Origin of the sequence: Microbacterium sp. 5K110 (assembly GCF_005774735.1) — a bacterium.
Lineage (GTDB): Bacteria > Actinomycetota > Actinomycetes > Actinomycetales > Microbacteriaceae > Microbacterium.
Genome location: NZ_VBUM01000001.1, coordinates 32796 through 46922 on the forward strand (window position 1 = coordinate 32796; position 14127 = coordinate 46922).

A 14127-nucleotide genomic window follows, 5' to 3' on the forward strand; every position below is an offset into this window, starting at 1 on the left:
CGCGGGTTCGAGAGGCGGTCGCAAAACGCTCCTCTCGACGCGTGACACCGCCTACGGCGGCCCCGCACGGAGCTCGAGATGGTGTGCGCGGCCTCGTCCACGCCCGATCGCTGGGAAAGTGGGGGAGTGACCGAGATCTGCGACCCCCGCCACTACGACCTCGAGGCGCTGCGTGCCCGGGTCCGCACCGAACGCGGTGGTGAGGTCGACGACAGCATCCCGCAGCTCGCGAACGCCGATCCCGACCTCTGCGGGGTCGCGCTCTGCCTGCCCGACGGCACGGTCCGTGCGAGCGCGGACAGTCGCGTGGCGTTCAGCGTGCAGTCGGCCGTCAAGCCGTTCCTGTTCGCCCTTGCGCTGCTCGACACCGACGGAGAGGCGTTGGAGCGCGTGGGCATCGAACCGACGGGCGAGTCGTTCGACGCGATCAAGCTCGAGAGCGGCACGGGTCGGCCGCCGAACCCCATGGTCAACGCGGGCGCCCTGCTCACGGCATCCCTCGTCGACGGCAGCGACGCCGAGGCTCGTTCCGCTCGCATCGCCCGCGGACTCGCCGCGTTCGCGGGACGGGAGCTCGAGGTCGACGAAGACGTCGCCCACAACGAGCACCTGCTCGGCGACCGCAACCACGCGCTCGCGCACCTCATGCGCGCTGAGGGCACATTGACCCCGAGTGCTGACGACGCGGTCGCCGTGTACGCCCGGGCGTGCGCGACGCTGGTGGATGCCGAGACCCTGGCGGTCATGGGCGCGACCCTGGCGCTGGGCGGAGTGAATCCCCGCACGGGGGAGCGGGCCGTCCCCGCCCGCGTCGCGCGCGACGTGGTGTCCGTGATGGCCACGTGCGGCGTCTACGACGGGTCGGGTCGTTGGATGCGCGCGGTCGGCATCCCGGCGAAATCGAGCGTGTCGGGGGCGATCGTGCTGGCGGTGCCCGGACGTCTCGGCGCGGCGGTCATCAGCCCGCCGCTGGATGCCCAGGGGACGAGCGTGCGCGGGCATCTCATGAGCGAAGCACTCAGCGAGGAGCTCGGCGTGCACAGCTTCGCGGTGGGGTCGGGCCGGCCCGCGTCCTGAGCCGGCGACGACGTGGGAGCGGTTCCCGTAAGCTCTCTGCGGTCGTGCACTGCGGCCCGGAAGGATGCCCCGCCCGTGCCCACCGTTCCCTCGCGCACGCGTCTCGATCTGCAAGGACTGCGGGCACTGGCCGTCGTCGGCGTGGTCGCGAGTCACCTGACCGGCTGGCCGACCGGCGGCTTCGTCGGCGTCGACGTGTTCTTCGTGCTCTCGGGCTTCCTCGTCACCGGCATCCTGCTGCGCGACCTCGCTGCCACCGGCACGATCGACCTCCGCGCGTTCTTCGCGCGGCGCATCCGGCGTCTGCTGCCGGCCGCGTTGCTCGTCCTGGCGACGGTGGTGGCCGCCGGGTTCTTCGTCTTCCATCGCGCGCGCGCCGAGCAGACGCTCGGTGACGCCCTCTCGGCGCTCGGCCTCGTGTCCAACTGGAGGTTCGGTCTCGAGGGGCGCGACTACTTCGCACCCACCGAGGTCTCTCCGCTGCAGCACTTCTGGTCGCTGTCGATCGAGGAGCAGTTCTCGCTCGTCTGGCCCCTCGTCCTGCTCGCGATGGTGGCTCTTCTCCCGGTCGCCGCCCGACGAGCGGCCGCCGCACGGTGGGTGGTCGGCGTCGCCGCGCTCGTCCTGGTCGTCGCCTCGGGCGTCGCCGCCGTTCAGCTGACCTCCGCCGATCCGATCGGCGCCTACTTCTCGACCGTCGCCCGCGCCGGAGAGCTGGGCGTGGGTGCGGTGCTGGCGGTCCTCGTCCCCGCGCTGGGGCGGATGCCGGCCGCCGCGCGCGTGCTGCTCGCCTGGGTGGGCATGGGTGCGGTCGTCGCGTCGTTCGCCGTCATCGAGCCCACGTCGTCCTTCCCCGCGCCGTGGGCGGCGCTGCCGGTCGCCGGTGCCGCTCTCGTCATCGCCGCCGGCGTCGGGGGAGACCCCCGCCACCGGCACCTGTTCCCGTTGACGAACCCGCTGAGCGTGGCCATCGGCAACGTCTCGTACTCCCTGTACCTGTGGCACCTGCCGGTCATCGTGTTCGCCGGAGTCCTGCTTCCGGCCGGGCCGGCGTGGATGCCGATCGTGTTGCTGGTCATCACGGTGCTGACGGTGGCGACCTACCTCGGCGTCGAGCAGCCCCTTCACCGATCGCCGTGGCTCGCACGCCCGCGTGGCAGCGGCAAGACCGGCGAAGAGATCCCCCGTCCCGCGGATGCCGGTGCGGAGGCGCCTTCGCCGGCGACGCCGCCGGTGCCCGCGGCGCGCCCCGCGGCCCTGGCCTCCCGTCCCGCCGGCTGGGTGCCCGGCCAGCGGTACTACCCCGGTTCGCGTCCCCGGCTCGCCGATCCGGACTCGCTGCCCGTCGTGGAACCAGCCGCCGTCGTCCCGCCCGAGCCCGTCCGCGCGCCGTCGATCCCGGCCGAACCGGCGCCCGCCAACGCCCCGTCGCGAAACGCCACTTGGGCCGCGTGGCGGGAGCGTTTCGCTGCGCGCATGGGCCTGGCCATCGCGGTGCTCACGATCGGTGCCGGCGCGACGGTGCTCGCCGTCTTCGCCGCGTACGGCGCCCCGGTCCTGCAGCTCCCCGGCACCACGACGGTGGCCGCTCCCGACCCGGCGCAAGTCGCCGGGGCGCTGCCGACGTTGCAGGCGCAGTTGGCCGCCGCCGTGACCGCCGACACCTGGCCCGAGTTGCATCCCGGTCTCGACGAGGTCATCCGGGAGTCCTCGTCCGACAATCGCGCGCACGACTGCTTCACCCCGGACGTCGCACCCGACCCCGCCCGCTGCACGTTCGGCGACCCGGCGGCATCCCGTCACGTCTACCTCGTGGGCGACTCCAGCGCGATGGCGTATGCGCCGACCCTGGCCGCTCTCGCCGAGCAGAGCGGCGGAGCGTGGCGCGCCACCACGGTGGGAATGTACGGATGCCGCTTCACCGACGTCGCGGTCGAGAGTCGGGGCCCCGCGGTAGCCGCGGCGTGCGGCTCGCGGAAGGAACAGGTGCGGGCGATGATCGCCACCGATCCCGCCGACCTCGTGATCGTGTCCAACGCATTCACCCTCGGCCGCTCGGTCGACGGCGAGACCCTCGACGCGGCGCGGCTGGCCGCATCGACGTTCGCGCAGGTGGGGCCGTGGGCACCGCCGGGGCGGACGGTGTTCCTCGCACCGCCGCCGCACGGCGCCGACCTGGATCGCTGCTACTCACCCACCAGCGGGCCGTCTGCGTGCCTGGCCGCGGTCGACGATGTCTGGATGCAGATGGAGGCGGCCACCGAAGCGGAGGCCGCGGCGACCGGCAACGCCGCCGTGAACGCCCTGCCGTTCACGTGCTGGGAGAACGTGTGCCCCGCTTTCGCGGGCGACACTCCGGTCCGTTACGACGAGACCCACCTGACCCCCGCGTTCGCGGAGCGTCTGGCTCCCATCCTGCAGCAGGAGCTGCAGACACGCGGTCTGTACTGAATCGCCTCAGGCGTCGATGTCGTCGACGCCCGGCATCCACGACGCGCCCGGCTTGCCCCACTTGCGCTTGCGGGCGATCTTCGAGACCACCCGGCTGTCCTCTTCGTCGAGGCGGTCGATGTACAAAACGCCGTCGAGGTGGTCGAACTCGTGCTGGAGGATGCGGGCACGCCACCCCGAGACCTCGATGCGCACGGGCTCACCGTTCAGGTCGACGCCGGTGAGCATCGCGGCATCCGAACGGCGCAGCGGGAAGCGCTCACCCGGGAACGACAGACATCCCTCGGACTCCTCTTCGGGGTCGGGGAAGCCGGGCTCGAGCGGACGGATCCACAGCTCGGGGTTGATGACGACGCCGCGCCACGGCTGCCCCTCGTCGTCTTCGTACGAGTACGTGAAGAGCCTGAGGCCCACGCCCACCTGGGGAGCCGCGAGACCCACGCCGGGAGCGGCATCCATCGTCTCGAACATGTCGGCGACGAGGGTGCGGATCTCGTCCGTGATCTCGTCGACGCGGACAGCGGGAGCATGCAGCACGGGATCGCCCATGATGCGGATCGGGAGAACGGCCACGTCACCAGCCTAATCGTGAGGACGGCGGCTATCGTCGGAGGGTGATCCCGCTCGATGTCTCCCTCACCGACGGTATCGACCAGCTCGTCGGTGTCTTCCGCGATCCGCGCATCCTGCTCGGCATCCCCCTCGCCCTGCTGGGTGCGGTGTTCATGTCGTTCGGCGCGCAGTACCAGCACCGCGGCGTGCAGAAGGTGGAACGCCTGTCCGGCAAGACCACCGGCGGCCTCTCCGGCGCGCAGATGAAGTCGCTCCTGACGCGTCCGTCGTGGGTCGCGGGCACCGTCATGCTCGGCCTCGCGATCGTGTGCCAGCTCGCCGCGCTGTCGGTGGCACCACTGATCCTCGTGCAGCCGCTCGGGGCGATCGCCCTGGTGATCACGACGGTCCTCAATGCGCGCGTCACGCATCACAAACCGACGCGTCAGTCGCTCATCGCGATCGCCGCATGCGTCGGCGGCATCTTCATCTTCGTGACGATTGCGGCCTTCTTCGCCACCGAGCATGAGATCACGTCGCGCGAATTGCTGATCATCCTCGGCATCCTGGCCGTGGTCGTCATCGTCTTCGGCGGCTTCTGGCTGTTGGTGCGTCGCCGCGCACAGGCGCTGTTCTACATCATGGCCGCGGGCGTCATCTACGGCTTCGTCGCGACCCTCGCCAAGGTCGTCATCAGCCGCGCCCAGGCCGGCAACTTCGACTGGCTGACGCTGCTCTGCCTCGTGGCGCTCCTCGCCGCCGTCGGTGTCGGCGCGTACTTCGTGCAGACGGCGTACTCCGCCGGACCTCCCGACCTGGTGATCGCGGGGCTCACGGTGATCGACCCCATCGTCGCGGTGCTCATCGGCCTGTCGGTCCTCGGCGAGGCCTCGACGGCTCCCGCCTGGGCTCTCATCGGCTTCGCCATCGCGGGGGCGATCGCCACGTGGGGCGTCATCCAACTGACCCGCCACCACCCCCAGGTGACGGCCGACGGCAAGCCGAAGCCGCCCCGCGTCCACTGACAGGGTCCGAGCGCCCGCGCGGGTCGGAGCGCCCAGATCACGTGATCTCGTCGAGGCCACCCGTTGTTGCGCACCATCACGGGTACGGTCGACCAGATCACGTGAAGTGGCGACTTCGATGACCGGAGACGGATGCCGGTAGGCTCGGAGACCGCAAGGGGCGGTGGCCAAGCTGGTCAAGGCAGCGGGCTCATAACCCGACGATCGTGGGTTCAAGTCCCACCCGCCCTACGGCATCAGGCCCCGACATCGCCGAGGTGTCGGGGCCTTCCGCCGTCACGGGGTCCACTGCCGAGGGAACAGCCGCGCGGCGGAGGATGTTCTTCCCGGCGACGCCCCGAGGCCCTCGGGTGCACACGGTGCGAGCGGAACGGCGATGACGTACAGAGACCCCTACGACGACGACGCGCAGCCCATCTGTCCCTCGTGCGGCGTGACGATGCATCCGCTGATCGACGAGGGTATCGACGCCGACGAGTGCCGTGAGTGCGGGTTCCGCGCCCCGTGGTCGCACGCGCAGGCCGCGGAGAGCGACGACGACGATCGGTGGGCGTGATGCCCCACGTGAGAACCGGGGGCCCGGCACCTTTCGGCACCGAACCCCCGGCTCTCACGACGCTGATCAGGCCGCAGCGGTCTCCGTGATCGCGGCGCGCAGCTCGGCGGCCGCGGCTGCCACGTCGTCGGCGCTGTAGATCGCGCTTCCGGCGACCGCGAGGCGAGCGCCCGACTGCTGCACGGCGGCGATGGTCTGGGCGTTGATGCCGCCGGCGACCGAGAACGAGACACCCGAGGCCTCGCCGTCGCGGAGCAGCGTCTCGAAGGTGAAGCCCTCCTCGGCCTGCTCGTCGAGACCGGCGTGCATCTCGACGAACTCCGCACCGAGCGCGGTGACTTCCTTCGCCCGGGCGGCCTTGTCGGGCACACCGATGAGGTCGACGACGACACCCTTGCCGTGCGCCTTCGCGGCCTTCACGGCACCGGCGATCGTGCTGTCACCGGCGACGCCGAGCACGGTGACGAGGTCGGCGCCGGCCTGGAAGGCCATGTCGGCCTCGAGCTCACCGGCATCCATCGTCTTCAGGTCGGCGAAGACGATCTTGTCGGGGTGGGCGTCTTTGATGGCGGTGATCGCCGAGAGTCCGGCGCTCTTGATGAGCGGGGTGCCGAGCTCGAGCACGTCGACGTACGGCGCGGCCTTGCCTGCGAGCTCGAGCGCGTGCTCGGTGGTCAGGGTGTCCATGGCGAACTGAAGCTGCATGGGGATGTCCTTTCGGTGGGGTGTGGCGCCGGGTTCCCGGCGCGGGTCATTCGAGATTCGCGTGGCGGGGCCACAGGTCGTCGGCGGAGTGACCGCTGCGCTGCCAGAGCGCGTGGAACACGGCGTCGCCGACGAGACCGACGGACTGCTCGAAGAGGCTGCCGGCGTACTGGGCGGATGCCGTGCCCGAGCGGTCCGTCTTCGTCGCCGCCGGGATGACCAGGGTGGTGTCGGCGATCTCGGACAGCGGTGAGGAGTCCGTCGTCGACACGGCGAGGACGCGCGCGCCGACGTCGGCGGCGGTCCTCGCGGCCTGCACGATTCCGCCGGTGGTGCCCGATCCGCTCGCGACCAGCAGCAGGTCGCCGCGCCGGATCGCCGGGGTCGTGACCTCGCCGACGACGTGCACCGTCAGGCCGAGGTGCATGAGCCGCATCGCGGTCGAGCGCAGGGCCAGCCCCGACCGGCCTGCGCCGTGGACGAAGACGCGGTCGGCGTCGGTGAAAAGCCCGAGGGCGTCCTCGAACGGCACCGGGTCCGCGTCACGAAGCGCGGTGACGACGTCCTGGAGCTCGCTGCCGATCGTGCCGAGGGAGTCCGCGACGGTGGTGTGGGGCATAGGACGATCGTCGTCGCGATCCGCTGAAGCCGCTGCTGCCCGGCCAGGCGGCATCCCCACCCGATCGGGTGGGACCATTCTTTCGGGTAGGACAGGTAGGTTCGGCCCTATGGCGACAGACGGCGAGATCCACGCGAGCCGTTCGGCCGCCTCCGAGCATGCCCGCACCGTGGCGGAGCAGGCCGATCGGCACGCCCTGACCCTCGAGTCGATCCTCGCCGCGCTGAGATCGACGCGCCTGTCGGACGCGGCTGCGCGGGCCGAGGCCGTCGAGATCGCGTCGGCCGCGCTCATCGAGCTGCGCACCGCCACGGACCGGCAGCGCAGCACGCTCCTGGAACCCGTGACGGGGGCGTTCTCGCGGCTCCGCGCCGACCTGCGTCCGCTCGTGCGGTTCGGCGACCTCGACGTGCAGTTCGTCGAACCTCCCACGACCGGCCGCGCCCTCCCCGGCGACGTGGCCCACAGCGCGCGGGCGATCGTCCGCACCGCCGTGCTCGCCCTGGTCGACGACGGCGCGGCGCGCCGGGTCCGCATCCAGTGGGACTGCGACGGCCGGAATCTGCTCATGCAGTTGCGCGACGACGGCGCCGGCTCGCTGGACGTGCACGACGACGCCGTCCGGCCCATCGCGGAGCGCGTCGTCGCACTCGAGGGGACGCTCTCCGTCGCCTCCACGTCCGGCTGGGGCTCCACGGTCGACATCTCGCTGCCCCTCGACCCTTCGCCCCACACGGTCGAGTCGGCCACCGACTCCGACCTCACGGACCGCGAACGAGAAGTCCTTCGCCTGGTGACGACGGGGGTCGGCAACCGCGAGATCGCCGAGGGACTCGGTATCAGCCTCAACACCGTGAAGTACCACGTCGCGAACCTCCTCCGGAAGCTCGGCGCCCGCACGCGCGCCGAGCTCGCCGCCGCGGCCGCCCGAGGGTGAGGCGCGGGGCCGCCGACGCGCGCGCTCAGCTCACCCACGTTTCCCGGGGTGACCGGCGCTTCGACGCGAACGCGGATCCTCTCGAGGAACGCGGGTCCTCTCGTGCTCGCACCCAGCGGAGAATGGATGCCGTGACCTCGGCATCCGCCCTCGCCCGGCTGTACTTCGCGGCGCAGGCTGCGGCCGGCGCCGCGTGGTGGGTCGCCGTCTTCACGGTGCCGCTCGTGCGCGACGCCACACTCGGCGACATCGACGCAGTACTGCTCGCGCCATTCGACATCGGCCTGTTCGTCGTGGCCTCGGGGCTCGCCGCGGTCCTGCCCGTGCGGGCTCGCACCGTCGCGGCGGCGATCGCCACCGCGTGGACGGTCGTCGTCACCGCCGGGCTCGGCGTCTACGCCACACTGACCGGGTTGGCGGGGTGGGGTGTCATCGCGATGACAGGCGCGTCGCTCGGGTCGCTGGGGGCGCTCGCCCTGCTCGTGTGGGGCCGCATCCCGACGGGGTGGATGCTGATCGGCCCGTTCGCGTTCCGCACCGCGCGGGCGCGCCGGTCGCCGTTGCCGCACGTGGTCGGGACGCTCGGTCAGATCGTCGCATTCTGGGCGGTGTTCTTCGCGGCGATCCCGGCGGTGCTGTCGAGTCTCGAACAGAGATGGGGACTCCACCTCGACCTCGGGGCCGGTGTGCGCGTGGCCGGAGTGGTGCTGTTCGTCGCGCTCGGCGCCGCCGCGTTCTGGTCGGCGGCCGCGCTCTCCGTGAAGGGCGGAGGCACACCCCTGCCCTCGGCGATGCCGAACCGGCTCGTGATCGCCGGCCCGTACCGGTGGGTGCGCAATCCCATGGCGTCGACGAGCATCGCGCAGGGCGTGGCCGTGGGCATGGTGCTGTCATCGTGGATGGTGGTCGCCTACGCCGTCGCCGGCGCGCTGGTGTGGAACTTCGCGGTCCGCCCCCACGAAGAAGCCGATCTGGCCGCGAAGTTCGGCGCCGACTTCGACCGGTACCGCGACGAGGTGCGCTGCTGGATCCCGCGGCTGCGGCCGGTGGCGCCCCTGCCCGCACGCTCGGTGAGCGCACGGGCAGGAGCCGCGGGCTCACCGCCCGGATGAAAGGAGACCGGCGACGAGATCGGCGACGGCGAGCGTCCGGGCGTCGTCGTTGCGGCGTCCCTGGACGGTCAGCCCGATGGGGTCGCCCTCCACCGGGATCGGCACGGTGACCATCGGCGCGCCGAGGATCGTGCCCGGGCCCGTGTGCCGCGTGTACAACGCGAAGACGGACTGCTCCCGTCCGCGGTGCACGATCGCCGTCCCGCCGCGCGACGGGGGAGCGGATGCCGGGGTGGTCGGGAAGACCATCGCGTGCAGGTCGTGCCGTGCGAACACGTCCTCCGACAGTCGCCGCGCCTCGAGGGTGTCCTCTTGCGCGCGGGCGTAATCGGCGGCCGAGACGGGATGCCGGTGCACGTGCTCCAGGAAGGCGGCCACATCCGGCGACTGCACCCCGCGGCGCAGTGCGTCGAACGCCTCGGCGGGCGGGAGGCCGAGCGCACAAGCGGCCGCGGCACCGAGTTCCCGGGGCGCCTCGAACTCCACGATCCCCGGCTCGGCCCGCACCGTGCGGGCCAGCACCGGCGCGAAGTCGACCTCCACCACGTCGATCGACGCACTCATTGCAGCGATCGCGCGGCGGAAGGCTTCCTCCGTCGCGGGGTGCAGGTCGTCGACGAGTTGGCGAGGGATGCCGAGTCGCACCCGACCGAGCGTGGTCGGAGTACGGGCCCCGGTGACCCACCCGTCAGCTCGGATCGCCTCTCGGACGGTCCGGGCGAAGACTCCCGGGGTATCCCGCGTCCAGGACAGACCCACGATGCCCGCGGTGGACCAACGGCCCGTGCTGGGACGGAATCCGACGACGCCGCAGTGGCTCGCGGGGATCGACACGGAGCCGCCCGTATCGGTGCCGAGAGCGACGGGCACGAGGCCTGCGGCCACGGCGGCGGCGCTTCCCCCGGACGACCCACCCGCCGACAGGTGGGGTGCAGCCGGGACCCGTGCCGCACCGTAGGCGACATTGTCCGAGGTGACACCGAGGGCCAGCTCGTGCATGTTCGCCGTCCCCACCACGACTCCACCGTGACGCCGGAACGCGGCGACGACGGGGGCGTCGGCGTCTTCGGGCCGCACATCGAGCACGCGGCATCCGGCCGACCGCCGGAACCCGCGGACCGCGATGTTCGCCTTCACCGCGACGCTGAAGGGGGCCTCGCCCGCCGCCGACGTCTGAGCGGCGAGCCGGCCGGCGTCCGCGACCTCGATCCAGACGCCGGCCTCGGAGGCCGTGACGACCTCGGGCTCCCTCACGCCGAGATCTCCTCGAGCGAACGGTTGCGGGTGCGCGGGGCGAGGAGATTCACCACCGCCCCCACGACCAGGAACCCGATCAGGCCCAGCAGCGTCCCCAGCAGCGGGAACTGCGAGAACACGCCGACGAGGAGGAACACACCGAGACCGCCACCGATGTGGCCGATGCTGTCGGCCAGGGCGTACGCGGTCGTACGGAAGCGCGTCGGGAAGCTCTCGGCCGTGAGGGCGTACTGGGCGGGCACCCAGATGTTCTGCCCGAAGAAGACGATGACCGCACCGATCAGGGTCGCCGCCGTCGCCCCGCCACCGCCGACGACGATCAACGCGCCCACGACCGTGATGGCGCCGCCGATCAGCATCCACCACTTGCGCTCCACCCGGTCCACGACCGACCGTGCCACGATCGCGGCCGCGATGAAGCCGGTGAGTCCCACCGCACTGACGATCCCGGCTTCCGCGGGAGTGTAGCCCTGGCGGACGAGCACCGAGGTGAAGGCACCGGCGAAGGAGTAGATCGTGACGTAGCCGAGCAGCCAGGCGCTGCCGATCACGAGGAGACGCCGCAGGTAGACCGGCGAGGTGAAGAGCTCCCGGACGCCGGCGAGCGTCCCACCCACGTGCACACCGGTGTCGCGGCTGTCGTCCGCGGTCTCGGGGAGCAGCGGCTGACGCCGGGTGGCGCGCTCCTCCATCCGGGCCACGATCGCCGCGGCCTCGGCATCCCGCCCCTTGCCGGCGAGCCAGCGCGGAGATTCGGGGAGCGCGATGCGCAGCACGAGCGAGAAGGCGGCGAGGATCGCACCCACGCCGTACACCCAGCGCCATCCGGTGTCGAAGGTGTCGGATGCCACGGCGAAGGGCAGCCCCTGGGGCCACGGCGTCATGGGGGTGGTGAGGAAGAGACCGAGCCAGATGCCGAGAGCGGAACCGAGCGCGGCCATGACGAACAGGACGCTGGTGTACCGGCCGCGCATGCGGCGCGGAGCGATCTCGCTCACGTACACGTTGATGATCGCGAGGTCGGCGCCGATGCCGATACCCGTGACCAGTCGCGAGAGACCGAACGTGGTCTCATCGACCGCGAACGTCGAGAACAGCGAGCCGAGCCCGGTGATCACCATCGCGATGATGAGCAGGCGGTGCCGCCCGAAGCGATCCGAGAGCGGCCCCAGCACGAGCGCGCCGATGCCGTAGCCGAGCAGGCTGAGGAAGATCGGCAGTCCGATGAACTGGTCGGACGTGGCCGGCGTGCACCCGCCGACGATCTGCGCGCACGTCTGCACGAACGAGACGTTGATGTTGAAGATGTCGTACTGGACGAAGAGCATGCCCAGGCCGATGGTGAGGACGGAGATCGCACTCAATCCCCAGCGGGGAAAGCGATCGAGGCGGGCCAGGGGCGAGACCCCGGTGCGGAGCGTGGACATGTTTCTCCCAGAATGATCGAGCCGGTGCTTGCGGTCGAGCATCCTCCGCCGCGTCTCGCGGCGGCATCGTCATTTCTGACGAGGGCTCCCGGCGAGCATCACCAGCGACGTGCGATTCTGGGCGCCCGTCCGCGCGAACGCCTGCGCCAGGTGGGTTCGCAGCGTCGGCAACGAGACCCCGAGACGGTCGCAGATCGCACGGTCGGTGAGCCCCTCGGCCAGGAGCGCCACGATCTGACGCTGCCGGGGAGTGAGCATGTCGCTCCCCGCCGGGACGTCGTCGTTCCACAGGCGGTGGACGAGATCGCCCACGGCCTGCAGCTTGCGCACGTCGTCGGGTGTGAAGGCACCCGCACGCTGGGACCGCCACACCCGCAGGTCGATCGTGCCGACGGACGGGGTCGGTGCGAAGTAGTTCATTCCGTGGAACATGCCCGAACGGAACAGGAAGTCCCGCACGAACTCGTCGCGCGTGTCTCGTCGCGGACTGATCGCCGACGCGCCGCGCGCGCGGAGGAACCGGGGCGTCATCGTGTCGACGTACCGATACCGGGTGTCGTACGCGCGCAGCTGATCGTCGGCGAAGTGGACCCCCACCGGGTCGGCGTAGGGGCCCGACGGCGTCCAGCGGTACGACACGAACGCGTCCGCATTCACCGCGCGCAGGAGCTGCCGCCCCAGACGCGCACGGCGGTCCGGAAGCGGTGCGTCGGCGGTGAGCGTCTCCATGATCTTCCACGAGACACGCGCCATGTGATCCTCCTCGCGCTCCGTTGCGCTGACGATAACCCGGCCGATCGCTCCCTGTGTTTCAGCGTTGCGACTGCTGTGTGACGACGACGAGTCGCGGACCGGTCGCGCTCGCCGCCTGGCGGACGACCTCTTCGAGATCATCGAGTCCGTCGACCCGCCGACTGTCGATACCGTACCCCCGCGCGAGAGCCACGGGGTCGAGGCCGGGCAGATCGAGATACCCGCCGTCGGGGACGTCCATGAACCGCGAGAACCGCTGCAGGGCGCCGTACTCCTGGTTCTGGCAGATCACGAAGGTGACGGGGATGCCATATCTCGCCGCCGTCCACAGCGCCGACGGCGTGTACTGCATCGCGCCGTCGCCGATCAGGGCGATCACCGGGCGTTCGCGGTCGGCCAGCTGAACGCCGACGGCGGCGGGGAGCCCCCAGCCGAGCCCGCCGTTGGCGGGGAAGTAGTAGGACTGGGCCCGCTCGAACGTGAGCCTCGCCCACAGCGCGTCGGCGGAGGTCCACTCCAGCACGACCACGGCGTCATCGGGCTTCGCGCGGTCGACGGCGTCGAGGATCGCCGGGGCCGAGTGCGCACCGTTCGACTCCGGCGGCGCCGGGTCGAACACGAGAGCCTCTCCGGGCGCCGACGCGCGCCGTCCGACCCGAGCGCTCACCCGCGCCGCGGCGTCGACCGGATCGCCCACTGCCAGCTCTCCCATGGCCGCTCGCGCCGCCTCAGCGGGGTCGGAGGTGACGCCGATCAGCCGCGCCCCTGCGGCGAGCGGCGCCCCCTCGACGAACTGGTGGTAGCGGAAGACCGCGGCGCCGAGGGTGAGCACGAGGTCGTGTGCGGCGAGCGTCTCGGCCACGGCTCCCAACCCCGTGGGCAGGATGCCGCGGAAGTGGGGATGCCGCGTGGGGAACGGCGCACGGGAGGGGCTCGGCGCCACCCACACGGGTAGCCCCGCACGCTCGCTGAGCGCTCGGGTGGCAGCCCACCCGGCTTCGGTGTCCACTCCGGGGCCGAGGACCAGGACGGGGGAGCGGGCGCCGTCCAGGGCCGCGGCGATCTCGTCGACGGCGGCGTCGGCGACGACCGGCGCCCCAGCGACGCGCCGCGTCGACAGCGGCGCCGCCTCGGCGGCATCCATCGGTCGCGCCCAGTCATCCAGCGGCACGGACACGAGGACCGGCCCCGTCGGCGCCGACTGCGCCAGCAGCGCCGCCTGCGAGACGGCGAGCGGGACGTCGTCAGGGCGCAGCGGCTCGGTCGCCCATTTCACCAGCGGGTCGGCGAGCCGTGTCGCGTCGACGTTGGTGAGCATGGCGTTCAGCGGCACGTAGCGCCGGCTCTGCTGCCCCGCGATCACCAGGAGCGGCACGTGTGCCGCCGCACTGTTGGTGAGGTTCCCCATCGCGTTGCCTGTCCCCGACGAGGAGTGCAGGTTCACCACCCCAAGGGTGCCGGAGGCCTGCGCGAAACCGTCGGCCATCGCGATCGCCGCGCCCTCCTGCAGCGCGAGGACGTATTCGATGTCATCGGGAAGGTGCTTCAGCATCGTCAGCTCGTTCGAGCCGGGGTTGCCGAAGATGCGCGTGACTCCGCGGGCGCGCAGCACGTCGTAGAACGCCTGGGCGACGTCGATGGCAGGCATGGGATCCT

The 14127-nt window shown here is 71.6% G+C and carries 13 protein-coding genes and 1 tRNA gene; 7 read left to right on the plus strand and 7 right to left on the minus strand.

Annotation, left to right across the window (positions count from 1 at the left end; genetic code table 11):
• Positions 1-126 precede the first annotated feature (126 nt).
• Positions 127-1077 carry a glutaminase A gene (glsA, locus tag FE256_RS00175; RefSeq protein ID WP_252370849.1) on the plus strand — a complete coding sequence of 317 codons (951 nt, stop codon included), beginning with the start codon at positions 127-129 and terminating at the stop codon, positions 1075-1077.
• Positions 1078-1152: 75 nt separating this feature from the next.
• A complete protein-coding gene (locus FE256_RS00180) occupies positions 1153-3528 on the plus strand; it encodes an acyltransferase family protein (protein WP_138172241.1) in 2376 nt (791 codons plus the stop codon).
• A gap of 6 nt (positions 3529-3534) precedes the next feature.
• Here the strand turns inward: FE256_RS00180 and def are convergent, their stop codons facing one another.
• Positions 3535-4101, minus strand: coding sequence for a peptide deformylase (gene def, locus FE256_RS00185; RefSeq protein WP_138172242.1), 567 nt, complete (start codon positions 4099-4101; stop codon positions 3535-3537).
• 41 nt (positions 4102-4142) lie between these two features.
• Here def and FE256_RS00190 point away from each other — a divergent pair, with 41 nt between their 5' ends.
• The 3 genes from FE256_RS00190 (at position 4143) to FE256_RS00200 (ending at position 5661) form a co-directional block, all read left to right on the plus strand.
• A complete protein-coding gene (locus FE256_RS00190) occupies positions 4143-5105 on the plus strand; it encodes a DMT family transporter (protein WP_252370850.1) in 963 nt (320 codons plus the stop codon).
• Positions 5106-5262: 157 nt separating this feature from the next.
• Positions 5263-5336: transfer RNA gene (locus FE256_RS00195), tRNA-Ile, on the plus strand.
• A gap of 145 nt (positions 5337-5481) precedes the next feature.
• Complete coding sequence (locus FE256_RS00200) at positions 5482-5661, plus strand: TFIIB-type zinc ribbon-containing protein (RefSeq protein WP_138172243.1); 180 nt, start codon at positions 5482-5484, stop codon at positions 5659-5661.
• 66 nt (positions 5662-5727) lie between these two features.
• Here FE256_RS00200 and hxlA read toward each other — a convergent pair whose 3' ends face one another.
• Both hxlA and hxlB read right to left on the minus strand, forming a co-directional pair.
• The gene (gene hxlA, locus FE256_RS00205) at positions 5728-6366 is read right to left on the minus strand and encodes a 3-hexulose-6-phosphate synthase (RefSeq protein ID WP_138172244.1); all 639 of its coding nucleotides are present in this window, start codon (positions 6364-6366) and stop codon (positions 5728-5730) included.
• A gap of 46 nt (positions 6367-6412) precedes the next feature.
• Positions 6413-6985 carry a 6-phospho-3-hexuloisomerase gene (gene hxlB, locus FE256_RS00210; RefSeq protein ID WP_138172245.1) on the minus strand — a complete coding sequence of 191 codons (573 nt, stop codon included), beginning with the start codon at positions 6983-6985 and terminating at the stop codon, positions 6413-6415.
• A 109-nt stretch (positions 6986-7094) separates the two neighbouring features.
• On the opposite strand from hxlB, the gene FE256_RS00215 reads away from it, so the two are divergent.
• Both FE256_RS00215 and FE256_RS00220 read left to right on the plus strand, forming a co-directional pair.
• Complete coding sequence (locus tag FE256_RS00215; protein WP_138172246.1) at positions 7095-7922, plus strand: LuxR C-terminal-related transcriptional regulator; 828 nt, start codon at positions 7095-7097, stop codon at positions 7920-7922.
• Positions 7923-8044: 122 nt separating this feature from the next.
• Entirely contained in the window at positions 8045-9034 is a 990-nt protein-coding gene (locus FE256_RS00220; protein WP_138172247.1) for a methyltransferase family protein, read from the plus strand.
• Here FE256_RS00220 and FE256_RS00225 read toward each other — a convergent pair.
• The 4 genes from FE256_RS00225 to mdlC all read right to left on the minus strand — a co-directional run bounded on the left by FE256_RS00225 (position 9020) and on the right by mdlC (position 14119).
• Complete coding sequence (locus FE256_RS00225; RefSeq protein WP_138172248.1) at positions 9020-10288, minus strand: amidase family protein; 1269 nt, start codon at positions 10286-10288, stop codon at positions 9020-9022. The genes FE256_RS00220 and FE256_RS00225 overlap by 15 nt on opposite strands.
• The gene (locus FE256_RS00230) at positions 10285-11718 is read right to left on the minus strand and encodes an MFS transporter (RefSeq protein ID WP_171024120.1); all 1434 of its coding nucleotides are present in this window, start codon (positions 11716-11718) and stop codon (positions 10285-10287) included. Before FE256_RS00230 ends, FE256_RS00225 begins: the two co-directional genes overlap by 4 nt.
• Before the next feature lie 69 nt (positions 11719-11787).
• Positions 11788-12471, minus strand: coding sequence for a helix-turn-helix transcriptional regulator (locus FE256_RS00235; RefSeq protein WP_171024121.1), 684 nt, complete (start codon positions 12469-12471; stop codon positions 11788-11790).
• A 58-nt stretch (positions 12472-12529) separates the two neighbouring features.
• Complete coding sequence (gene mdlC, locus FE256_RS00240) at positions 12530-14119, minus strand: benzoylformate decarboxylase (protein WP_138172251.1); 1590 nt, start codon at positions 14117-14119, stop codon at positions 12530-12532.
• Positions 14120-14127: the final 8 nt, after the last annotated feature.

Bases quoted from the DNA above. Each gene is read 5' to 3' on its own strand.
- FE256_RS00230 (WP_171024120.1), bottom strand. From the start codon at position 11,718: ATGTCCACGCTCCGCACCGGGGTCTCGCCCCTGGCCCGCCTCGATCGC.
- mdlC (WP_138172251.1), bottom strand. From the start codon at position 14,119: ATGCCTGCCATCGACGTCGCCCAGGCGTTCTACGACGTGCTGCGCGCC.
- hxlB (WP_138172245.1), bottom strand. From the start codon at position 6,985: ATGCCCCACACCACCGTCGCGGACTCCCTCGGCACGATCGGCAGCGAG.
- FE256_RS00215 (WP_138172246.1), top strand. From the start codon at position 7,095: ATGGCGACAGACGGCGAGATCCACGCGAGCCGTTCGGCCGCCTCCGAG.
- FE256_RS00220 (WP_138172247.1), top strand. From the start codon at position 8,045: ATGGATGCCGTGACCTCGGCATCCGCCCTCGCCCGGCTGTACTTCGCG.
- hxlA (WP_138172244.1), bottom strand. From the start codon at position 6,366: ATGCAGCTTCAGTTCGCCATGGACACCCTGACCACCGAGCACGCGCTC.
- FE256_RS00235 (WP_171024121.1), bottom strand. From the start codon at position 12,471: ATGGCGCGTGTCTCGTGGAAGATCATGGAGACGCTCACCGCCGACGCA.
- FE256_RS00200 (WP_138172243.1), top strand. From the start codon at position 5,482: ATGACGTACAGAGACCCCTACGACGACGACGCGCAGCCCATCTGTCCC.